The sequence below is a fragment of the Mycobacterium syngnathidarum genome, from assembly GCF_001942625.1.
Taxonomy (GTDB): domain Bacteria; phylum Actinomycetota; class Actinomycetes; order Mycobacteriales; family Mycobacteriaceae; genus Mycobacterium; species Mycobacterium syngnathidarum.
This window is the reverse complement of the sequence record NZ_MLCL01000004.1, coordinates 1-22,547: the sequence shown is the minus strand read 5'-3', so window position 1 is coordinate 22,547 and position 22,547 is coordinate 1. Positions and strand designations below refer to the sequence as shown.

18 protein-coding genes and 2 pseudogenes are annotated in these 22,547 nt (G+C 63.0%); 11 read left to right on the top strand and 9 right to left on the bottom strand.

Going from position 1 to position 22,547, the window contains the following annotated elements; genetic code table 11:
• Positions 1-70: 70 nt before the first annotated feature.
• The gene (locus tag BKG60_RS01775; RefSeq protein WP_131827496.1) at positions 71-1,693 is read left to right on the top strand and encodes a hypothetical protein; all 1,623 of its coding nucleotides are present in this window, start codon (positions 71-73) and stop codon (positions 1,691-1,693) included.
• A 163-nt stretch (positions 1,694-1,856) separates the two neighbouring features.
• Here BKG60_RS01775 and BKG60_RS01770 read toward each other — a convergent pair.
• Positions 1,857-2,310 (bottom strand): annotated as a pseudogene (locus BKG60_RS01770) (macro domain-containing protein); the annotation flags it as partial.
• The gene (locus BKG60_RS32800) at positions 2,201-2,758 is read right to left on the bottom strand and encodes a DarT ssDNA thymidine ADP-ribosyltransferase family protein (protein ID WP_075909071.1); all 558 of its coding nucleotides are present in this window, start codon (positions 2,756-2,758) and stop codon (positions 2,201-2,203) included. The gene BKG60_RS32800 and the pseudogene BKG60_RS01770, both read right to left, overlap by 110 nt.
• Positions 2,759-2,966: 208 nt before the next feature.
• Between BKG60_RS32800 and BKG60_RS01760 the strand changes: the two genes are divergently transcribed.
• The 4 genes and pseudogenes from BKG60_RS01760 to BKG60_RS32260 all read left to right on the top strand — a co-directional run.
• Positions 2,967-3,485 (top strand): GNAT family N-acetyltransferase, encoded by a 519-nt coding sequence (locus BKG60_RS01760; RefSeq protein ID WP_131827495.1) that lies wholly within the window; start codon positions 2,967-2,969, stop codon positions 3,483-3,485.
• Positions 3,482-3,850: a hypothetical protein gene (locus tag BKG60_RS01755; RefSeq protein WP_131827494.1), complete on the top strand. Its 369-nt coding sequence runs from the start codon at positions 3,482-3,484 to the stop codon at positions 3,848-3,850. The genes BKG60_RS01760 and BKG60_RS01755 overlap by 4 nt, the downstream gene beginning before the upstream one ends.
• Positions 3,851-3,859: 9 nt before the next feature.
• Positions 3,860-4,984 carry a hypothetical protein gene (locus BKG60_RS31305; RefSeq protein WP_075909068.1) on the top strand — a complete coding sequence of 375 codons (1,125 nt, stop codon included), beginning with the start codon at positions 3,860-3,862 and terminating at the stop codon, positions 4,982-4,984.
• Between the two features lie 48 nt (positions 4,985-5,032).
• Positions 5,033-5,155 (top strand): annotated as a pseudogene (locus BKG60_RS32260) (winged helix-turn-helix transcriptional regulator); the annotation flags it as partial.
• 37 nt (positions 5,156-5,192) lie between these two features.
• Here BKG60_RS32260 and BKG60_RS01740 read toward each other — a convergent pair.
• From BKG60_RS01740 to BKG60_RS01720, 5 genes are read right to left on the bottom strand one after another with little or no spacing between them, the layout of a single operon-like run.
• Positions 5,193-5,681 carry a TIGR04338 family metallohydrolase gene (locus BKG60_RS01740; protein ID WP_075909067.1) on the bottom strand — a complete coding sequence of 163 codons (489 nt, stop codon included), beginning with the start codon at positions 5,679-5,681 and terminating at the stop codon, positions 5,193-5,195.
• On the bottom strand, positions 5,678-6,184 hold the full coding sequence (locus BKG60_RS01735) for a hypothetical protein (protein ID WP_075909066.1): 507 nt from the start codon (positions 6,182-6,184) through the stop codon (positions 5,678-5,680). Before BKG60_RS01735 ends, BKG60_RS01740 begins: the two co-directional genes overlap by 4 nt.
• Positions 6,181-8,340: a hypothetical protein gene (locus BKG60_RS01730; RefSeq protein ID WP_131827493.1), complete on the bottom strand. Its 2,160-nt coding sequence runs from the start codon at positions 8,338-8,340 to the stop codon at positions 6,181-6,183. Before BKG60_RS01730 ends, BKG60_RS01735 begins: the two co-directional genes overlap by 4 nt.
• Positions 8,337-10,127, bottom strand: a complete 1,791-nt coding sequence (locus BKG60_RS01725; protein ID WP_120764797.1) for a site-specific integrase — start codon at positions 10,125-10,127, stop codon at positions 8,337-8,339. Before BKG60_RS01725 ends, BKG60_RS01730 begins: the two co-directional genes overlap by 4 nt.
• Positions 10,078-11,676: a hypothetical protein gene (locus BKG60_RS01720; protein WP_075909063.1), complete on the bottom strand. Its 1,599-nt coding sequence runs from the start codon at positions 11,674-11,676 to the stop codon at positions 10,078-10,080. Before BKG60_RS01720 ends, BKG60_RS01725 begins: the two co-directional genes overlap by 50 nt.
• Positions 11,677-11,686: 10 nt before the next feature.
• Here BKG60_RS01720 and BKG60_RS31295 point away from each other — a divergent pair, with 10 nt between their 5' ends.
• Genes BKG60_RS31295 through BKG60_RS01705 form a run of 4 tightly spaced genes read left to right on the top strand, consistent with a single transcriptional unit; the run spans position 11,687 to position 16,998 of the window.
• Positions 11,687-11,854, top strand: coding sequence for a hypothetical protein (locus tag BKG60_RS31295; RefSeq protein ID WP_374243084.1), 168 nt, complete (start codon positions 11,687-11,689; stop codon positions 11,852-11,854).
• Between the two features lie 49 nt (positions 11,855-11,903).
• Positions 11,904-15,086, top strand: coding sequence for an ATP-binding protein (locus tag BKG60_RS01715; RefSeq protein WP_075909062.1), 3,183 nt, complete (start codon positions 11,904-11,906; stop codon positions 15,084-15,086).
• A 3-nt stretch (positions 15,087-15,089) separates the two neighbouring features.
• Positions 15,090-16,325: a glycosyltransferase gene (locus BKG60_RS01710; protein ID WP_070186725.1), complete on the top strand. Its 1,236-nt coding sequence runs from the start codon at positions 15,090-15,092 to the stop codon at positions 16,323-16,325.
• 16 nt (positions 16,326-16,341) lie between these two features.
• Positions 16,342-16,998 (top strand): O-methyltransferase, encoded by a 657-nt coding sequence (locus BKG60_RS01705; RefSeq protein ID WP_075909061.1) that lies wholly within the window; start codon positions 16,342-16,344, stop codon positions 16,996-16,998.
• Positions 16,999-17,007: 9 nt separating this feature from the next.
• Here the strand turns inward: BKG60_RS01705 and yczR are convergent, their stop codons facing one another.
• Positions 17,008-18,456: a MocR-like transcription factor YczR gene (yczR, locus tag BKG60_RS01700; protein WP_075909133.1), complete on the bottom strand. Its 1,449-nt coding sequence runs from the start codon at positions 18,454-18,456 to the stop codon at positions 17,008-17,010.
• A 60-nt stretch (positions 18,457-18,516) separates the two neighbouring features.
• Here yczR and BKG60_RS01695 point away from each other — a divergent pair, with 60 nt between their 5' ends.
• Together BKG60_RS01695 and BKG60_RS01690 are read left to right on the top strand one after the other, a co-directional pair.
• Complete coding sequence (locus tag BKG60_RS01695) at positions 18,517-19,380, top strand: MBL fold metallo-hydrolase (protein WP_165688692.1); 864 nt, start codon at positions 18,517-18,519, stop codon at positions 19,378-19,380.
• A 22-nt stretch (positions 19,381-19,402) separates the two neighbouring features.
• The gene (locus BKG60_RS01690; protein ID WP_075909060.1) at positions 19,403-19,711 is read left to right on the top strand and encodes a YdhR family protein; all 309 of its coding nucleotides are present in this window, start codon (positions 19,403-19,405) and stop codon (positions 19,709-19,711) included.
• Between the two features lie 50 nt (positions 19,712-19,761).
• Here the strand turns inward: BKG60_RS01690 and BKG60_RS01685 are convergent.
• Positions 19,762-22,547, bottom strand: a 2,786-nt coding sequence (locus BKG60_RS01685) for an MMPL/RND family transporter (protein ID WP_075909059.1), incomplete at its 5' end; no start/stop codon positions are given.

The window sequence follows — 22,547 nt, the reverse complement described above, 5'->3', positions numbered from 1 at the left end:
TCGGTCAGGCCGTTGAACGTGAAAACCGGGTTCCTGCGAACAGGGGACCCGGTTTTCAAAACCCGCTCATATGTCGGGGGTTGCCTCAAGGCCGGCGCCAACGATTCTACAAGATAGCTTTCTTACCCCAGGTGGTCTGTCGCCCCGGTCGCGTCTGGGCCGCAGCAAACGGTTCCGTCGCGATACGGTTGGATTCGTGTTTGTCCAAGAAGACCAGTGGCGCTCGTTGTCTCGTTGGTATGACTCGTATCTGACTGCTGACAGGGTCACGCGGTACTTGACGGAGAGTGGCGAATCGTTGGCCGCTGATTTCTTCGGTACCAACTCTGATGCTGTCGCGAAACGCTGGAGCCTGGAAGAGGTCTACAGGTTTCTAGCGGGCCGCGGCGGCGACGAGCGGATCCCTCGGTTGTTCCCGCTGACGGCCCAACGCGGCCCAGCACGCCTACTGCACACCAGTCATATCGAGATTCCTGAGATCGCGGCTGATCTCGTAGTGCACACCTGGGATCCGCGCGATGACCGCGGCGTGGTGGCGATTGGCTATCCCGTGCGGGATTCACCAGGGGCGCAGATCAAAGACACTGCGGACCTATTGCTAGGCATGACCGGAGCGAGTGCAGTCGCCGTGCTGACCGGTCACGCCGCGCCGATTCGGGTTGGCAATGACGTAAGCCAACCAGGGCTGTGGGTTGCCGATGGACGGCTCACGCATGCAGTGGATTCCGTGGGAATTTCCACCGAGCGATTCGGATGGTGTGACCTCAACAACCTGCTGCAAACCTCGTTGCCGTACTGGCCGTGTGGGCTTCGAGACCGAGACGCGATGCTTGCCTGGCGGCCAGGCGATGGCCCCCGTGAGGTCACCTTCGGTTTCCACGACTGCTATCCACGAACCCTGGCCAAGGCCATACCCGACTCGTCACCGATTGTTCAAGACATCGTCGATCGCGTCGTGCATCGCGCGGAGTCGTTTCTTATCGAGATATCCGACGCCGACAGGGACCGCTACGGTGTAGGCGGACTCAACTTCGCCGCGGTGCCGGCGTACCCGGGTGGCGATAGCTACGTCAGCGACGGTGAAGCAACGTTGCTCTTGCATCAACGGGCGCCCGATCCACAGTTGGTGACCAGCCTGCTGGTCGAAGCCATCCCGGCCGTCGCGGTAGCCCATGGCACCAAGGTTGTCGACCCGGCAGGGCCTTTGGCCGAAGCCTGGCTTGCCCGTCTCAAGCCAGCGCCCACTCCTCCTGAGCTGGGCTTCTGGCTGCTTTACCGCCCGCTTAAGGGCTGGGAAGGGCCTGGGGAATTTCTGGTCCACCCTGGCTTGCCCGACTGCTGGATCGCCCGCCGCGACGGCACGGTGGCGCACACCGTCGGCACCAGGGTGCCGGCCACCGGCACCCTGGTCCACGCATACGTGACAGACACCGGCGGCTTCTTCCGAGACTCCAGCGGAGCGATATGGCCAGTCCCTGCCCCGATATCGCCGGGCGATGATCCGCAAGTAGCACTGGCGCGCACGTTGACGATCTTGTCGGCCGACGCCGGAGCCGACGTCAACGACAGCGCCCACGTCGTCAACCCATCCATCCTCGACCGCGTGTGCGCAGGATTTCCTGTCGACTACACAGCGGCCACAGATGATCCCGGCCAGAGTGCATCCGACGCGATGCGGGGGACCGCTCGATAGCGCTGCCTGTTGGCGTCAGTTTCGCCGAGCAACGGCTCCCGCTTGGTCGACAACACGATCTTCTCGTCCATGGCCGCATATACGTTGTCGTCGGCGTCGAGGTGACGGACCTTTGGCGTGAACAGCGTCAGTCCTCACAAGGAGGTAGTCCCCTCGTCGAGCCGGCCGCCGGCCAGGTCATGCGAATTTTGGTCGCCGCGGCGTTCCGGCGGCCGACGGGCCGGCGCGTACAGGACCGCGTTGACATCAGGGATCTGGGAGAAGGCCTTGACGAGGCGGGGTTCGACGTCGGACCAGTCGAGGCCGCCGTTGCCCGCGCCTAGGGGCGGGACGGCGATCGACGTGATGTTCAGGTCGCGGATGACACGGATGAGGTCGATCAGTCCGTCGTCGATGTAGGACAGTTGTGACGGTGATCGCCAGTGTTTTTTGGTCGGGAAATTGATGATGTATTTCGGTCCTTCGAGCTGGCCAGTCTCGTAGACGAACATCTTCCCGATCGCGACTTCACCGCGCTTGCATACCTTCTGGTATGCGGCGAACATGTCTGGGTAGCGGCGCTTGTACTGCAGCGCGATGCCCTTGCCCATCACACCGACACAGTTGACGGTGTTGATCAGCGCTTCTGTGTCGGCCTGGAGCAGATCGCCTTTGCCGTAACTGATCATTGTTGCTGTCACCTCTTGCTCGGTTAGTAGTACATCTGCCGGTTGGACGACATGGTCGCGTGAGCCACCGACAAGGGCGAGCAGTGCTTGCGCTGTGGTCATCGTTGCTTCGGTTGAGGTGCGCACATGGCTGATGAAGTTCAATCGGCAGCGGCGCGTGGATCAGGATCTCCGCCGTCGGACGTCCTTTATGGTTTGCATCATCGGCCGCGTTGTACCAATCCCGTTGGCACAGCAGATCGAAGTCGACGAAGCTGGCCGGCTCAGCGATGTCGTTGCCGGAGTGGGTGAACGTGGCGACTGCGTTGCCGTCGCTGGTGTACCACGTCAGACGCGCGTCCGACTCGGCATGGGCGGTCGGGCCTCGCGAGTACGCCGCAGAACAACGGCGCAACACGCTGAATCCTGAGGAAATCAGACCTAGACGTCAGTGAATTGCAGCCCAACCCAGTTTCACGACATGAGCGCAATCGGACCGGTGCTGCCAGTCGCCATCCCTCCGGCGAACACGCTGTACAAAGCAGTTTCCCGCCGACTGTCACCTGGATGACTACCATGGCGAAAGAAGTCGATGGCCGTCACCGGCCGCACTAGCAAGGGAGGCAATGGTGGTGCTTGTTTTCCCACCTGCGAAGCTTCCGGCCCTCTCAGGGCGGCCAAAGCCGCGTGATCTCATCCTCAGCGATCTACCGCGAGTGCAATCGCTCCTCGCAGTGCTGCCGGAGCTATATCCGCAGGGCGACACCTGGTTGGAGCGCCGTCTAGATGACGTGTTGGCTGGCCGTGCTCGATGCACACTCGTCGAGGTCGACAATGTGGTTGCGGGAGTGGCGATCGAAACACCGAAGGCCTTCGATCGGCTCAAGCTCAGTACCTTCCTCATCGCCGACGAGTACCGAAACGGTGGTGTCGGCGGATCTCTTATTCGGTTCCTTTACGGCCGCTGGGTGCGTGATGCGGTGGGCCAGGTGCATGTCACGGTCGCGGAACGCCATCACGATCAGGTGCGACGCGCCTTCGCGCCTGTTGGCTTCCTGACGGTGGCGTATGAGGCAGATCGGTATGGCCCAGGCCGTAATGAGTACGTCATGACCTGTCTGCCGACGGAGGACAGCCTGCGTTGACCGCTGTTATGGCGATCCGCAGCGAGCATGCGGCTCGGATCTATCGAGGGGACAAGCATTTTGAGTTTCGGCGTCAACGGCCTCGGTTCAGTCCCGGACTGAAGATATTCATCTATGAGCCGATCCCAGTGCGGGCTGTGACCGGGCTTTTTCACGTCGCCGACCTCATCGAGATCGACAACAATCTGAATGCGCTGGAAGAAGACGACTGCGCGCGGGTAGCTGTCGAGTCGTATCTGCGCGGCGCACGCCGGCCCACCGCGATCAGGGTTGTCGGGCCCAGGCGCCTAGATCAGCCGGTGTCGCTGGAGTCTCTTGGAGTGAAAGCCGCGCCCCAATCCTACGTTTTCATCGGTTCCCGATAGGGCGGCGCTGTGGGTTACTTCGCTGTGTTGAAACCAGCAGATGCCGACGAAGCTGCTTGCTTCAGCATCACTCGATGCCATATCAATCTCTGGGTACTTCGGTCATTCGTTCCCGGTCGACGGCTGTTGTATTTCGATCTGGGCCTGCAGATCTCGGCGACTGGCACCCAGCCAGTCAAAGCTGTTGAGCTGCTGTTGCCCTTCCAGGTCGAGGACGGTTTCAATGGCGACCAGTTCCGGCGGTGCATGGACCTCTACGACACGTTGTTCCACCCGGAGACCGCAGAGTTGGTCTTCGGTGAACCGGTCACCATTTCTGGGACAGCGCCGAACCAGATACTGGCCCTCGCTTCGGGAGACGAGTTCCATCCCCGCCACATTGACACGGCGAAGGTGGCGGCCATTTCAGATGAGCTGCCCCGATCGTCCTGCTACCTGGTGCCATTGACATCTCCGCTCGCAGGCGGCTCGATGGCCTACGTCCGGTTCCGGTTCCGTGTGTTTGCGAACAGGCCATTGCTCACCCCGAGAAGTGTTTTTGGTGGGGTGATCCTGGACTTCCGGATAGCTGACGTGCGTGAAAGCCGAAACCGCACAAAAGAAGCGTCCCTTCGCCCCAGAATGGTGCCCATCAACGCGGTCAACTTTTTCGCGATGCTGCCCGACCAGTACCAGTTGCGCACGGCGAGCTCCCAACCCCGCAATATGCGGATCCTGGAGACTCGGGCGTGGAGCACGTATCTCAAGCGCGTCGCGTACATGCATCCGTCAAACACCCAGCTGGTGTACTACTGGCGCAGCGATGCCGGTGCAGTAGTCTCCTCAGACAATCCGTTTCGGGTCTTCGCCACATACGATCGCCATCTCAACAAGGCGAAAATTGCGTTCTGGTCTGTGGTCAGCTTGCTGCTCGTTGCCGGCTTGGTGCAGTCCGGCTGGATTCCGGGTATCACCGCTGACACCATCCGTTCGGCACTCAAGCCGCTATTGACGTTCTTTGGCCTGCTGACGATGGCCGGCGTCATTACCGCAGCGCGAGTGCTTTTCGGCATCGCCATGAACCGTTTCGCCAAGCTCCGTTTGGCCGGTCGGTGGGTGGAACGGTTGTTGCTCGGGCGACGTCTAGGCCCCTGAGCGGATTGGGCCTACACAGCAGCGAGGACTGCGGCCTGCTCCCGCGTTGACGGTCCGGCACGGCATTTCGCACTCGTCCGTCGAATTGCCGGAGTCAGCCAGAAGATGCTGACTCAGACGTTGCGAAACCTGGAGCGTAACGGTTTGCTCACCCGAACCGTGACAACGACTCCGTCAGGGTGGTGCCGTCGAAGAGGCTGTACTCGGTCTACCGGCCGCCAATTCCCGAAGAGTGGTACCCAGCTCGAAGAAGCAGTGCCGCGGGTTCCCCCAATACATTGCTGACTAGGAAGAGCATCGCTTCTCGGAATTCCATTCCATGCCATCGGGTTCCGCTCGGCGTAGCTGGAAGCCCTTCGCTCACTGACAGATGGTGAGCCAACTCGTGCAATACGGTGCTCTCGCGACTAAAAGCTCTGTTCTGCATCGGAATTGCTACCGTCGCGGTCGAAGGCTCGTAGTGAGCCTTGTTTTGCCCGCGGCGTTCTCTGACGCGGACCGGGCCAGCGTTGGGGTACGCCTCATGGATGGCATCGAAGGCCAGCACCGCGTCTACGTACCTTTGCACCGACGGTATGTCGGCGAATCGCTTCTGCAGGGGAATGTATATCTGAGAACCGTGGAAGTTCACTAGGCCGCCCCTGTCGAGCACTGCGGACCATTGGTTTTCGGCCCCGTATACCGCTGATGCGCTCACTTTCGGCGCCTGACGCCCAGGGGAGAGACGTTGGGGCCTCGCTCCGGTACGGAGTTTTCCATGGCTGTATCGGAGATGATGGCGTCGAGTCGCGCGCTGGCTGTGGTGTAGAGCATCTGTAGGGCGGCAACCGTTCGTGCGAGATCGCGGGCTGCACCCTCCCAATGAGTGGCACGCGTCTGAAGGTCGCGGTTCCGTGCTTTCAGTTCGTCGACCTGCTCTTCGAGGGCTACCTCGTTCGGGGGTCGAAGGTCTCGGGTCTCCTGCTGCCGTTCCGCGACGCAATCGAGGAACAGGTCTTTGAGGTCGATATGCCTGTGTGTGAGGGCCGACCGGGTCACGCCCGCCTCCCTACGAAGGGTGTCAATCACGAGACGGTCGTCGGGCGCTACAACGCGGGGTTTCCCTGTGATGAGGAGTCGGCGCATAGCGGCGACGATTTTCTTCCGCTCGGCATCGTTTTCGGCCGCGACCAAGGGGATCATCTCGCGATGGAGCGTCATCTCCGGCGACCAGCCTTCCTATTGCGTGCCGGGGGAATCCCCGAATCGGTGATCTGTTCCTCGTAGGCGTTGATGAGATGGTCAGCCCGAATTACTTCTTCGGTACTGGCGCCTTGCTTCGAAGCTTCCAGTTCCCGCTGGCGCTGCTGTAGCCCTCGGACCGAATCCATGGTCAGTGCCTTGTTTGGGCAGGCGATCTTGCAGCCCGCAACATCGGGTTCCTCCCCCTCCTTGGTGCAGGCCGACCACGGTAGATGGAAGATGCAGTAGGCATACGTGCCCCCAGCCAGCGGTACCTCGTAAACGGATTGTCCGACCGACTTTGTGATCCGCGTCCATTCCTTGCTGAGCACTGGGGTCATCAGGTTGGCGGGATCGACCAGTTCCAATTCCGCTGCTGCCAGGTCCGCCACCTCGAGAGCGCGTTGTGCCGCGGGGCCACCGATGACTCCTTGGCGCGACTCGACAACCAAATGTGCAAGCGCCTGTCCCGTGCGCTTGGAGGTTCGGCGTCCCAGCTTTGATTGGGTGGCGAGTCCGCCATAGCCTTCGGTGACTCGGGTGTCGTAGGGGCCGCGGATGCGGTGTCCTGCTTGATGAGCGCCGGCAAGAACGCCGCCGATCTCTTGCTGGGTGAGGACTTCGGAGGTGCGGCGAAGCACCGTCAGAGTCATGAAGTCTTCGGCGTCATCAGGGAAGAAGTACTCTTCGGGAAGTGCTAGTTCTGTTGCAAGGCAGCGCATTCGCGTTGCGAACTTCCGTAGGTTTTCGGCTGCCCATTCTGTTGTGGGTGATCGAGCCGCACCGTCTGTGGTGGATGTCCGGGCCGGTACGAAGAGACGTCCGTGCCGGCCGTTGAGCCGCTCAAGGACGCTGACGGCAGTTGCGCCGAGCTCTGTGATTGCCCATGTGCGTACGATGCCGTCTGCTCGTTGAGTTCCGTCTACCCCGTGCTGGCCCTTGAATGTCCTCCCGTGCAACAGATGTCGCACCTGACCGTCGGGGGCTTCGATGCGTTCAGTTACGGGCTTGCTTATCCCGTCATCTTGGCGTGTTTCCAACTCGAGGCTGAGCAACTCATCCGATCTCATTGATGAGTTCAGACCAACCAGAAACATGCAGGCGCTTTGTAGATCGCTCTGATGGGCGGTCAGGCGGTAGTAGTCCAGGCCTGTGGGCTGCCAGCACTTGCCGTGAATTCTTCCGTTGACTGGGGTCGGAACAGGGCATGAACGGGACTCACTGACCGCGATCTCAGGGCAACGTTTTAGCAGTCTGCGTAGCCCGCTGCGTTGAAAGCGGATAGGCCAATTCAGCATGAAGCTCATGTAGCCCACCGCGATTCCTGTACCACTGCTGTCGGTGCAAGGGAGAGAGTCCCCATGGTGCTTCCTCCACGCAACTGCGATCTCTTTGGCCTGCTGTGCATCCATAGGGGTGTCTTGCACCGTGGCAGGCACGTAGGCACTTATTGCGTCGCGTGCCGACAGGATGTCGTCGGCGAACTGCTCGGCGAACGCCACACTCCACAGAAGCATCGGTGTGAGGACGTTGTCCGGCATAGGTGGCGTTGCGTTGTCGGACGGGCCGCTGCGGTTGATGAATACTTTGTCGTCAACCCATGACGGTGCCGTAAGTCTCTCGCTTGCGGGGAGATTCGCTGTGAGGTCGTGCAGAAGTCGAATGCTCCCGTAGTACATCGTTGCGGTGCGTGGATCACGCTTTCCTTCAAAGCTGCCGACGTACGCGTCCATGGTCTCGCTGACAATCCCGCCAAGCGATTGGACCTCGGGCGTCTCTTTTGTGACGTAGGTCAGAAGTGCTCGGATGTGGTACATGAAGTGCATGATGGCGCCGGCGGTGACCCATCTTTTGGTATTTGTGCCGCCCCGTTGAACTGCGCGCTCGGGCTTCCCCTCGTTAATGAGGAGCCACACGGCCTTCTTGAGGGGGTGCCTGAACTGGCGAGGGATCGACTCGAAGTGGCAGATGGGAGCCTGGCGCTGCCGCGGCGGCGTCATTGCCGCCAGGTTCCACACGTTCTCGTTGAAGGTTGGGATTGGTGCGTCCTCGCGGAGGATGCGCTTGGCATTTGTGATAACCGGAGCGCCGTCGTTCCAGGATGCAGGTGAGCGAACAGCGAAAGGTTGCGTCATGACTCGCCGCCGTTACTAATGACCGTTGTCCAGACTTGTGACCTCAACTCAGGACTGATTCTCGCGCGCTCCGCAGCGATGGTCTCTGGGTCTACGTCGGTCAGAATCGCCCTGAGTTGCTGCCATGGAATGAGGTACTGCCTGCGCCAGCGCTCTCGGTCGTCATCGTCTCGTCGCTTAGTGTCCAGCAGATCAAACAACGTGATGAGCGGGGGAAGATTGCTCGTGACTATGTACGCGTTCTTGCAGCCCAAGCAGGAGAGCCACGATTTAGAGCAGTAGGTGCCGGTCTCAGGGTTGTGAAGGATGTCCTGACAGCGTGTGCCCTTGGCGGTCGGTGTGGTGTCGAGCCCCTCTGCCGCAGCTTCTTCTTCGGTTAAGAGGCGCACCGCGAGGTCGCGCACCGCATCGAGGGCTTTCTGCTGCGCGGCACGGTGAATATCCTCAAGCTCCTGAATTTTCTTGGGGTCCTTGAGGATATAGGCATCAATCCAGGTGAGATATCGATTGTCTACAGGGCGCTGCGCCACCCGCGTTAGGTAAGTCCGGTGAAGTCGTCTCAGGTCTAGGTGCAGCCCGGTCGGCATCCAGTCGACAGACTTGGGAACGTGAGTGACACTGTTGACAAGGACGCCGTTTTTCCTCATGAACAGGATGAGGCTTTCGCTGGATGGCTCCTTCGCAGACTGGTGTGCACGCGCGTAATTGTCCAGTAGCGCTTCCGGATTGATATGAGCAGAATGCCGCGCCGCCGCAGTGCAGTCCATCACCAGTTGCAGGAGCACGCCCAGGGGAGACGTGGCGACGACATTCTCCGCCATCAACGACTTGCCGCCGCTTCGGCGGCGCTTGTCCCGCTCGGATGTGAAGATCGTGAGGCTCTCTGAGCCAGCTGACGCGGCGGCGCTGGGTGTCCGTCGGCGTGCGGTTGTCGATGAGTTCTCTCCCGTCGCGGCAACGATTGCGCCATAAGCTGCTAGCCCTTCGTTCGTCGTGAGGAAGAGCAAAGACCGTGCTTCTTCCATCCGAACGTTTGAGTACCGATCGAGGAGGCCGAGCGCGCGACCATCGCCCCTATGTAAACGCTTGTGAGGTGCGCGAAGAAGGGCCTGGAGTGCATCCCAACGTGGGTGTTGTTCTGGCGGAACAGAGTCCCTTCGCCGTTGTGCCAGAGCCCAATTGGGCTTGATCCGGCGCCATGCAACGCGTAGGGACCGAGTTGCGTTGGATCGAATTTGCTGAAGCTCGCTCACGGTGTAGTGATCGAGGAGGGCCGCCTCCTTGGTTTCCATATACCGCTGGGAGAGTGCCTGCCCAACTTCGTAGGACAGTCCGTCATGCTGCACGAGTAAGGTACGCACCGCAGTTAGTCGAGCGTTCCTGGTTTTGGACGCCTTGTCCTGGTAGGTGTCACGGATCCATGCGACGAAGTCGAACCAATCATCGGCAGTCAGTGAGTCGAGGTCGTCAATTCCGTGTTCGGATGCCCACCTGAGGAACACACGACTGCGCGAGGAGCTGGCGCGTGCACTTTCGATGGCACGCCATGAGCCGGCTGGCCCGTTGGCGCTGGCTATGCAGGAAACCCATTGCTTGCGAAGCCTTTCGGAGCCAGCTTCGGCTCCGAAGTCCAGAGGCATGTGTTTGGTGCCGTTCTCGTCCCAGATCGTGACGCTCAGTCCGTCTGCGCTCACTCGGTTCTTGCGTTGTCGGTCAGGTAACGACGCGAAGCGCCCCTTAGTCATCAAGACCTGCCCGATGGTCCAAGCTTGGTAGGACGCTTTCATGGCGGGAATGGAGTGCCTCGTAGACGGACTTGAACGTCGCTTCGCGGAAGATGTTGATGCCGCGCAGTTCCTTCACTGCGAGTAGGTACGCGTCCATCGTCGTTTGTAGGTCGCGATGGCCAAGTTGCCATTGAACAGCGGTGTAGGCGTCTTCGTACCTGCTTGGGCTGTACGAGGCAGGCGGTGATCCCAGTTCCTCATCAATGACCTTGTGCCATGCGATGAGCCAATTCAAGGCGAACGAGTACCGCAGGGTCTTCGCCGTGGGGTAGGGGACGATGCCCATGAAACCCGCTGCCTTACAGGCACGTTCCCATTTCGTCGTTGCGCGTTGAATTACCTTGATCATGTTGCGCTGATCGGCAGGCAGTCCGCTCTCGGTGAGCCACAGCATGGCCGGTTCCCACCCGTCCTCTGTTTGCGCTAGCAGCCACCGTCGAACAGATCCGAGCAGTTCGTCATGACTCACCCAGTTGTTGCGGCCGTCGATCTGGATCTCGAGTTTCCCTCGTTTGACCCGATGGTCCGTGATCCTGTGCCACCTCACGTCGCTGTAGCTTCCGTGCCGTCTGCCTAACGCTACGGCTCTACGTCGGTCCTGCTGGATGTATCGCGTTAGTAGCCCGTGGACCAGCCAAGGCATGACAATCGTGCGGGATCGTCCCGTCTTCGTGATGGAATTGGGTAAGCGCATCTCGGCGAATGCGCTGGTGCTCTTCTGTGGTAACTCCAAGGTCAGAAGGAGGCTCGTTTCGCCTTCGCGTGTGCCGCAGAAATACAGCGTCTCAACGAATGTTGCGTTGCGTTGCGTGTTGCGGCCTCGAAATGATGGGTCTTCCCCCGCGCCGATGAGCTTGTTGTCATGGCTGGTGGATACCGCGTACCCCCTGAACGCCACTCTGGACCAGAGGCGAAAAGTCTCGGGCTCGATCCAATCGACGCGGCGGATGCGAGCGTTTTTACTCCTCCATCCGCCTGCCTTGACTCTGGCCGTGTTCGAATCCTTGAATTTGAGACTCGGTCCGAACTCTTCGATCGGGTTCTCGACCGTGTATTGCTTCCTTACCGCCCACTGAAAGAACAGGGAGAGCGCCGCGACTTCCTTGTTCCATGTCGCCCCGCTGATGGACTTCTCATTCCGGACGGGATCGGTGCGCCACTCCTTCCACTCGCCGAGGTCGTTTGCGTCCATCTCGTGCAGGGCCTTTGGGATGGAACGGCTTGCGAGCCATCGGATGATTGGGGGGTACACGGTCGCGTAGGTGGTGCGCGTACCTTGCTTAAGCCGTGGCCAACGGGAGGTCCGTAGGAACTCGGTGAATACGCGTTCTGTCCGGTATTCCTCGGGGTCGGCGTGTAGTCGCGCAGTGTCGATGATGACTGGGGTGCCGGGTTTGATTCCTGCTTTGGCTTCCAGATCTTCGAGCGAGTCGAACCATGCCAGTTCTGGGAGAAACTTTGGTGGGCCGGACGACCCGCCGCCGGAGAGCACCGTCAGCCATCTGCCACCCATAACGCTCCGTTCATCGGAGGTAAACTGCTCGAACATAACACCTCGTATGTCCACAGAAACCGGTCTCCACGAACTCGCCCACCACCTGACCCATGCGGACCCGGCCCACGGACCGGACTTCGTCGTCACCCACATCGACCTGTGCACGGCGATCATGGGGCCGGAGGTCGGCCTGGTCTTGCGGATGGTGTACGCGAAAGAGGGTGTGGTGTGAGCGCGAGTACGCGATCATTGCCATATTGACGGTCTAGAAGGATTGGCGAATGGCCGGCCCCGTCGGTGAGACGGCCGGGCGATGCCGGTCGTGTGGCAGTCACCTGCGGACACGGTCGCGTTTCTGCGACATGTGCGGAGCCGCTGTCGCCTCGCAGGCGACACCCAGCGAACACAAGCAGGTCACCGTCCTGTTCGCCGATGTCGTCGGCTCGATGAAACTCGCTGCGGCCGTTGACACCGAGCGGCTCCGCGAAATCATGAACGAGTTGTTCAATCGCGCTGCGGCGGTGGTGCAGCGCTACGGCGGAACCGTGGACAAGTTCACCGGCGACGGGTTGATGGCCCTGTTCGGGGCGCCCGCCGCACTGGAGGATCACGCGCTGCGGGCATGCATCGCGGCGCTGGAGATCCAGTCGGGCGCCAAAGCCCTGGCAGCCGAGGTGTTGCGCCGCGATGGCGTTGCGCTGCGGCTGCGTGTCGGCCTGAACTCCGGCGAGGTCGTTGCCGGCGACATCGGCTCGGGCGGATATACCGCCGTCGGCCACCCTGTCGGTCTCGCGCAGCGCATGGAGTCGGCGGCCCCGGCCGGAGGGGTGATGTGCTCGCTGTCCACCGCGCGATTGGTGGAGGACACCGCGCGGCTCGGCACTCTCGAACAGCTGACCGTCAAAGGCTTCGACCAGCCGGTGCCCGCGTGCCAGCTGTTCGCCGTGGAAACCGGCAACGAAACCGGCAATGCGGTACTCGGCCGCAACGATGGTGTCCTGCTGGGTCGTGAAGCGGAGCTGAATCGGTTACAGGAGGTCTTCGACTCAGGACGTGGCCGGATCGTCGATGTGATCGGTGAGCCCGGCTTGGGCAAGAGCCGGCTGGTCAGCGTGTTCGTTTCGGGCGCGCAACGTCAGGGAGCCCGGGTGGTGGTGACACGTGGCGAGGCGCACGCCTCGGTGGTGGCCTTCCGCATGCTCTCACTGTTGCTGCGTTCGATGTTCCAGGTGGACGGGTTGAGTCCGGCCGCTGCGCGGAAGCGGACCATCGCGCAGTTCGCCGGCCGCCTGCCGGCGCAGTCGCCGAACGCGCGAATGCTGTTCGAGGCCATGGGAATCGGTGATGACGCCGGGCCCGGTACCCGCGTGGCCAACGAGGACCGGCGGCGCAGGCTGGTGAAGCTCATGTCCACCGCCGTCCGGGTATGCGACGTCCCGATCGTCTTCGTGCTCGAGGACGTGCACTGGATCGACGTGCCCAGCGACGACGTGCTGGCCGATTTCGCGGCGGAGATCAGCGATGTCGGCGCGGCGACCGTCGTCGCCACCTATCGGCCCGAATACCACGGGGCGCTCTCCCGAGTTCCCGGCGAGACCATCACGTTGCAGCCGTTGCCGGATTCGACGTCTGCTCGCCTGATCGAGCATCTGCTGGGGGACGACGACCCGTCACTGGCCGGGCTAGCGGCCCGGATCGCCGCTGTGGCAGCGGGAAACCCGTACTTCATCGAGGAGATCATCCGAGATCTCGCCGGTCGCGGCGTGTTGGCGGGCAGCCGCGGTCGTTACCGGCCGGCAGGCGACCTCGGCCGTATCTGGGTGCCGCCTACCATCCAGGCCGTCCTCGCGGCACGTATCGATCGATTGTCGGTGCAGGCCAAGCGAGTGCTGAATGCCGCTGCGGTGATTGGCGCCCAGTTCGACACGGATACGCTGCGCGCCCTGCAGCCGGATCTCGAGGCGGACAGACTGTCTGAGCTGGTCTCCGCCGACCTGATAGATCAGACGGAATTCGTTCCACAGCAACGGTATTGCTTCCACCACCCATTGGTCCGTACCGTGGCCTACGAATCCCAGCTCAGCCGGGACCGGGCAGCTGCCCACGGTTGTCTCGCGATTGCCATCGAGCGCCACAACCCACAGGCCGCCGATGAGAACGCCGCGTTGATCGCCGCACACCTCGAGGCCGCCGGTGATCTGGTGGCGGCCTACCGCTGGCACATGCGTGCGGGGCAATGGATTCGACTGCGGGACATCCCGGCCGCACGCGAGCAGTGGGAACATGCCCAACGCATCGCCGACCGGCTCTCCGACGGTGAGGCAGGCGCGGCCGACATGAGGGTGGCGCCACGCACCCTGCTGGTTTCGACCTCGCTGTACGTCGGCAACAACGTCGATACGGCTCAGCGCTACCGGGAGTTTCGGGATCTCGCCATGCGGACCGAGGATTCGCGGTCGCTCGCCATCGGAATGGCAGGACAGCTTTGGGCGGTGACGGTCAACGACGAGAACATCGAGGAGGCCGCGGTGCTGGCGTCCGAGCTGTATCGGATGACCGAGACCGCGAACTGGGACGGTGAGGCCACCGGAATCGTCGTGAATGCGGTGGCGTTCACAATGCTTGCCAGTTGTGAATTCGATTCGGCCTTGAGGGCTCTCGACCTGCTGGCAGTCGACCACACGCCAGCGGTCGAACTTGCTCCCGCCCAGGCCCTGCGGGGCGTGCTCGAGCTGTGCCTGGGTAACGCGGAAGCGGGCCGCCGACATCTGCGCGAAGGCATCGAGCTGGCTCGTGCGGACGCGCCGATGACGTACACCCACACGGTGTTGTACGCGGGAGCTGTTGTGGCGCTGGGCTTGTGTGACCCGGAGGAGTTCATCGACGACCTCCGTGATGCCGTACGGGCCGCCAATATGCTGGGCGAAAGCAGCGGTGTCGTATGTAGCGAATGGGCCTACGGTACTGCGGCGTTGCGTGCCCGGCGAGGTTCCGACGCCGACGCGATCGTGGGGCTTCGGCGGGCGCTCTCCTATGTCGACCAGCACAGCTCGATGACGTTCATCAAGCCGACCATCATCGCGGACCTGGCAATCGACGCGGTGCGCAAGGGCGACCGGGCGAAGGCACTCACCGATCTGCGGGCCGGCTTCGCGCGATACGCCGAACGGGGGTCCAGGGTCTTCCTCGGATACCTCGGGGAGGCGCTCGTCGAGATCCTTGTCGGCCCCGGCTCCGGGGCCGACAAGGATGAGCTGGCCGAAGCGCGGCGATTGGTGGGTCGATGGCAGCAGTTGCGGCCCGGGATTCCGGCGTTGGACATGTGGTGGTTGCGCTCGCGCGCCTTGCTGGCACAGGCCGAAGGGGATGCGACGGGCCACGCGGAGTTGTCCGCACAGTATCTGAAACTGTGCGAAAGGCTTGATGCGCGAGGCAGACTCGCAGATGCCCGGAGAATGGCGTAAACGATGGCGACGATTCTGGCTTACACCTCGCCGGCGCTCGGTCATCTACTGCCGATGAGTGCGTTGCTCGCCGAACTGTCGAGCCGAGGCCACCTCGTGAACGTGCGGACATTGTCGGCCGGAGTGCAGATCGCGCAACGGCTCGGCTTCGTCGCTCAACCGATAGACCCGCGGATCGAAGCGATCGAGATCGAGGATTGGAAGGCCGGTAATCCGCGAGATGCGCTGAAGCTCGGCGTCTCCGCCTTGGGTCGGCGCGCCGAGTACGAGATCGCAGATCTGGCCGCCGCGATACGCGACGTTCGCCCGGACGCGCTGCTCGTCGACGTGAATTGTTGGGGCGCCCAATCGGCGGCGGAAGGCGGTGACATCCCGTGGGCGTCTTTCGCGCCGTATACGCCGCCGTTGCGGGCCGACGGCGTACCCCCGTTCGGGTTGGGTCTGCGGCCCTGGGCCGGGCTGTCGGGCCGGATACGTGACGCGGCGGTGCGGGCCGCGGTTGTCGGTCCGCTCGAGAAGATCATGCTGCCACCGATCAACCGGGTACGCACGGAACTTCAGTTGCCACAGACCGATTCGATGGACAGGTTCCTCCGACGAGCCCCGCTGATCCTGCTCGCAAGCGGCAAGCCGTTCCAGTACCCCGCCACCGAATGGGGCGATGCCGTCCAGATGATCGGACCGTGCGTACTCGACCCAGGCGCCGGCGGTACGCCGGACTGGCTGGACGAGATCGACCGGCCGGTGGTCTTGGTGACGACGTCCTCGGAGAAACAGGCCGACGCCGAGCTGGTGGCAGTCGCCATGCAGGCCCTGGCCGACGAGCCGGTACACATGGTGGCAACGATGCCCGCCGGTCTGCCGCCAGGCACCAAATCCGCTGCGAACGCGTCTGTGTGCCAATTTCTTCCGCACGACGTCGTGCTGGACCGCGCGGTGTGTGTGGTGACCCACGGCGGGATGGGGGCAACCCAGAAAGCTCTCGCCCGTGGCATCCCGGTCTGCGTCGTTCCTTACGGGCGTGATCAGCTTGAGGTAGCCCGCAGGGTGGCGGTGGCGCGCTGTGGAACTCGGCTTCCGGCGCGGAGACTGACGCCGAACCGGTTGCGTGACAAGGTGCGTGAGGCGATGCGGATGACCGAGGGGGCCTGCCGGGTCGCTGCCGGATTCGCCGAGACGGGTGGGGTCTCGTACGGTGCCGATCTTGTCGAGGAACGAGTGCTCGGTCTGAAGTCGTGAGGCTACCCTGGCGCACATGACCGAACCCCGCGACGTCGATGCCATGTTCAACGAGGTGCTGCGTACCGAGGACCAGGCGCTGATCGCGGCGCGTCGATCCGCGCAGGACGCCGACATGCCCGCCATCGAGGTCTCAGCCCAACACGGCAAGCTGCTGTCGTTGCTGGCCACGATCTCCGGGGCGCGTCGTGTGCTCGAGATCGGCACGCTGGCCGGTTACAGCACCATCAACCTGGCCCGCGGCGTCGGACCGCAGGGACGCGTCGTCACGCTCGAATACGAGTCGCGTCATGCCGAGGTGGCGCAGGCCAACCTGGTGCGGGCCGGTGTCGCCGACCGGGTCGAGGTGATCGTGGGCACCGCGCTCGATACGTTGCCGCGGCTGGCTGAACGCGGTGACGTGTTCGATCTGGCATTCATCGATGCCGACAAGGAGAACAACGTCCGTTACGTCGAGTGGGCGATCAGGCTCGGCCGGCCGGGCGCGATCATCGTGGTGGACAACGTCACCCGGTTCGGTCGGGTCCTCGCTCCGGCGGCCGATGATGCCCAGGCGCGGGGAGTGCGCGACATGCTGGAGATGATGGGCAGCCATCCGCGGTTGGATACCGCCGCCATTCAGACGGTCGGCACCAAAGGCTGGGACGGCTTCGCTGTCGCGCTCGTACGGTGAGGCGCTGGGTCAGGTGATCAGTGCACGGGCAATGTCGATTCGACCGGGTGCACCGTTTGCGTGCGGCCACAACTCGGCCATCAGGCGCACAGCGGCGACCAACTCACGGTGTGGCTTGCAGAACGGGATCCGCAGCCAGGCATCCGACCCGCCTTCGACGGTGAAGACCGGGCCGGGCGCGACTCGGACTCCGTGTCGTTCGAGTTCGATCGCCAGGCGGGTGGCGCTCCCGGAGGGCAGCCGGACCCACAGGCATACTCCGCCGCCCGGCAGCCGGAACCGCCACTCGGGTAGATCGCGGCGCAGCGCCGCTGCGAGGTGGTCGCGCCGTTGCCGCAACTCGTCGCACCGCCGCTCGATGATTCCCTCGTCGGTCAGGAGTTCGGTCACCACCAATTGGTCGAGCAGTGAGGTGCCAAGGTCCGCACGCATGCGGGCGGCGATGATCCGATCGACCAACGGCTTTGGGGCCCGGATCCAGCCGATTCGGAGACCGCCCCAGAACGCCTTGGAGGCGCTGCCGATGGTGATCGTCGACGGTTCGAACGATGCGAACGGTGCGGGCGGTGCTTCGTCGGTGAAGTTCAGCGGCTGCATCGTTTCGTCGACGACCGCCGTGGTTCGCGTCTGCCGCAACGATTCCGCATAGCGGACCCGCTCCGCCTCGTTCATGAGAAAGCCCGTCGGATTCTGGAAATCTGGGATGAGGTAGGCCAGCCGCGGAGCCGTCTGGCGCAAGGCTGCTGCCACTCCGTCGAGGTCCCAGCCCGTATGGCCCGATGGATCGGCCAGTGGCGAGCTCACCAGGCGAGCCCCACCGAGTCGCAGTGCATCAACGGCATTGGAGTAGACCGGCGATTCCACCATCACCCGGTCGCCGGGGCGGGTCAGGGCCCGGGCGACGATACCGATGCCGGCAAGTGCGCCCGAGGTGACCACGATCTGGGCGGAGTCGGTCGGCAGCCCGCGGCGCGTGAAGGACTCGGCGATGCGACCCTGCAGATCCGGGAGGCCCGATGGCAGATAGCCGTCACCGGACAGGTAGGACGGCAGTGCGGCGAGCGCACGTTCGTAGGCGGCCATGGTCCCGGGCGCCGCGCTGCCGGCGGCGATACTCAGATCGACCACATCGCCGGACGACGCGGACATACCGAGCGGGTGCCGTGCTCGGTCCTGCACCTTGCGCCGCTCGACGGGCACGGCGGCGAAGGTGCCCGAACCCTGTCTGGCCACGGCGAATCCGGCTTCCACCAGATCGGCGTAGGCCCGGGTGACGGTGGTTCGCGACACTCCCAGCGCGGCGGTTACCGTGCGCTCGCTGGGCAGTCTGGTCCCGATCGGGATGCGGCCGTCGCCGATCAGTTCTTGCAGTGTCTCGCGCAACCCGCGGTAGGCGGGTGCGCGGTCGAAATCACCTACCAAACGGGCCAGCCGTTGCGGACTGATCGCTGTCGACATGATGCCATTGTTGCCCAATTGGATATGTCTGCCAAGTCCAATTGGGGCCATTCTGGCTACATGTCAACGACCCATACCACCGATCAGCAACCGGTGAATCAACCCCGCCTGGGTAATCCGTTTCCCGCCACACCCGATATCGATGTCCTGCCCACCTACTGGCCGGTGCCAGGTTTGGGAGACCTCCCGATGAACGCGTTCGTGCTGCGCAGTGCCGAACCCGTCGTGGTGGACACCGGTGTGGCGTTGCTCGCCGACGAGTTCATCGATGCCCTGGCCGACCGCCTGGATCTGCGCCGCCTACGTTGGATCTGGTTGACCCACGAAGACCGTGACCATACCGGTGCACTGCGCCGAATCCTCGAATTAGCCCCCAATGCAACTGTTTTGGGCACCTTCATGACATTCGGCCGCGCCGCCCCCGACGGCGTACTGCCGTTCAACCGGTTCCGCATCGTCAATCCGGGAGACGAGGTCATGGTCGGTGACCGGAGGTTGCGGGCGATTCGACCACCGCTGTACGACAGCCCCGGAACGCTCGGTTTCATCGACCTGTCCACCGGTGCCTACGTGAGCTCGGATTGCTTCGGTGCGCCGTTGCCGCCCGAGTTGGTGACGGGAGCCGACACCGACCACATCGACCCGGAGCTGCTGCGCTCAGCACAGGTGGCCTGGGCCAACGCCGACAGTCCATGGGTCGCGCAAGCCGACCGGGCGGAATTGCGCGCACAGGTCACAGCAGTGCGACGACTCGATCCCTCGGTACTGCTGTCGTCGCACCTTCCGCCGGTGCGGAGCGGCATCGACCACAGCCTCGACTCCATTCTGGCCGCGCGGGAAGTCGACCCGGCCCCCGCCGCGGCCCACGACCAGATCGCAGCACTATTGGCGGATTTCGCCTCCGAGCCCGCCGTTATGGCCTGACCGCCAAACGTGAGGAGTCGCCATGTACGTCCGGATCGTCACCTTCGGCCTCAGCGGTCTCCCGCACGAGGAGTACGTCCGCCACACCGGCCAGATCGCCGCCGCGTTCAGCGGGTGGCCTGGATTGCACGCCAAGATCTGGTTGGCCGATCCGGCCACCAACAGCTACGGCGGTGTGTACATCTTCGATACCAAGGACGCGGCTGACGCCAGCCGCTGCACCGACCTGTTCGCGCGGCTGCTCGCCGATTCGCACTTCGACGGGGTATCCGTCACCGAATTCGACGTGCTCGATGTTCCTACCGCCATCACCGCGGCGATGCTGAGATAGACGGTACGGGGGCAGCCCGAGGCCTTCGGCCTCGAGTCGCCCCATACCGTTTAAGCCAGCGAGTCCTGCGGCTCGCGCTGGATCGGCTTGGGCCACGGCTCCGGCTTGGGCCGCTGACGCACGATCTGCGGCCACCAGAACCACTTGCCCATCAGTGCGGCGATGGAGGGGGTCATGAAGGAGCGGATGACCAGGGTGTCGAACAGCAGGCCCAGGCCGATCGTGGTGCCCACCTGACCGATCACGGCCAGTTCGCTGACCGCCATCGACATCATGGTGAACGCGAACACCAGGCCGGCCGAGGTGACCACCGATCCGGTGCCGCCCATCGCGCGGATGATGCCGGTGTTGAGGCCCGCGTGGATCTCTTCTTTGAATCGGGAGACCAGTAGCAGGTTGTAGTCGGCGCCGACGGCCAACAAGATGATCACCGACATGGCCAGCACCATCCAGTGCAGTTCCAGGCCGATCAGGTGCTGCCAGATGAGCACGGACAGACCGAAGGATGCGCCCAGGGACAGCACCACCGTTCCGACGATGACCGCGGCGGCCACCACGCTGCGCGTGAGAATCAACATGATGATGAAGATCAGGCACAGCGAGGCGATTCCGGCGATCAGCAGGTCGTAGTTGGCGCCTTCCTGCATGTCCTTGAACATCGCCGCGGTACCGCCGAGGTAGATCTTGGACCCCTCCAGCGGGGTGCCCTTGATCGCCTCCTTGGCGGCCAGCTTGATCGGATCGACGTGCGCGACCCCTTCGGGGCTCATCGGGTCGCCCTCGTGGCTGATGATGAACCGCACGGCGTGCCCGTCGGGGGACAGGAACATTTTCATGCCGCGCTTGAAGTCGGGATTGTCGAAGGTTTCCGGCGGCAGATAGAACGAATCGTCGTTCTTGGCCTCGTCGAAGGCCTGACCCATGGCGGTGGAGTTGTCCTGCATCGCCGCCATCTGATCCTGCAGCCCGCCCTGGGTGGCCTGCATGGTCAGCATCATCGTCTTCATCGTCTTCATGGTCGCGATCATCGGCTGCATGTTCGCGATCATCACCGGGAGCAGCGCGTTCATCTTGTCCATGTCCGGCACGATCTGCTCGAAATCGGCTGTCATGGTGTCGATTCCGTCGAGCGTGTCGAACACTGACCGGATCGACCAGCACATCGGGATGTCGTAGCAGTGCGGTTCCCAGTACAGGTAGTTGCGGATCGGCCGGAAGAAATCGTCGAAATCCGAGATGTGGTCGCGGAGTTCCTTGATGTCGTCGAGCATGCCGTGCATCTTGCCGACCATGCTGTTCATCACCTCGCGCATCTGCTCCATGAGCGCGATCATCTGGTCCATCGTGTCGATGGTGATCTGCATTTCGTCGGCCTGCTTGAGCATGTCAGCCATACGGTCCTGCATGTACTTCTGATTCAGGGTCTGGGTCGTGCCCTGCATGCTGATCTGGAACGGGATCGAGGTGTGCTCGATCGGCGTTCCCTGCGGGCGGGTGATGGCCTGCACCCGGGAGACACCCGGCACACCGATGACGCGTTTGGCGATCCGCTCGATCACCAGGAAGTCCGCCGAGTTGCGCAGGTCGTGATCGCTCTCGATCAACAGCAATTCGGGGTTCATCCGGGCCGGGGAGAAATGCCGGTCGGCGGCGGCGTAGCCGGTGTTGGCCGGCAGGTCCGGCGGCAGGTACTCGCGGTCGTTGTAGTTGGTCCTGTACCCGGGCAGGGTCAGCAGGCCGACCAGCGAGACGGCGATGGTGGCGACCAGGATGGGTCCGGGCCAGCGCACCACCGCGGCACCGATCTTGCGCCACCCACGGGTGCGCATGGCGCGCTTGGGTTCCAGAGTCTTGCCGAACTTGGTGGCCACCGTGATGATCGCCGAGCCCAGGGTGAGCGCGACCAGCACCACCATGACCATGCCGATGGCCAGCGGGATGCCCAGTGACTGGAAGTAGGGCAGCCGCGTGAAGTGCAGGCAGAACGTGGCGCCGGCGATCGTCAGGCCCGAGCCCAGGATGACGTGGGCGGTGCCGTGAAACATCGTGTAGTAGGCCGACTCTCGGTCTTCACCGACACTTCTGGCCTCTTGATATCGGCCGATCAGGAAGATCGCATAGTCGGTGGAGGCCGCGATTGCCAGCATCACCAACAGGTTGGTGGCGAATGTCGAGAGCCCGATGACGTTGTAGTAGCCCAGGAAGGCCACCAGGCCGCGGGCTGCCGACAGGGACAACACCACCATGAACAGGGTGAGGAGCACCGTGACGATGGAGCGGTAGACCGACAGCAGCATGACGATGATGACTACGAACGTCAGGGCGGTGATCATCTCAAGGCTGCGGTTACCGGCGATCTCCTGATCGGCCGCCATGGCGGCCGGCCCGGTGACGTAGGCCTTGACCCCGTCCGGGGCCTTGACGCTCTGGACGATCTTCTCGGTGGCCTCGACCGATTCGTTGGCCAGGGCCTCACCCTGGTTACCGGCGGTGTAGACCTGTACGTAGGCCGACAAGCCATCGGAGCTTTGGGCGCCCGAGGCGGTCAGTGGGTCGCCCCAGAAATCCTGGATGTGCTCGATGTGCTTGTCGTCGGCCTCGAGCTTGTCGATGATCTCGTCGTAGTACTTGTGTGCGTCATCGCCCAGCGGCTTGTCGCCCTCGAGCACGACCATGACCGAGCTGTTGGACTTGAACTCCTGGAACACCTCGCCGACGCGCTTCATCGCGATCATCGACGGCGCCTCGTCCGGCGTCATCGACACCGACCGCATCTTGCCCACCTCTTCGAGCTGGGGCACAACCGTGTTCAAGACGGCGATGAGGGCGATCCAGC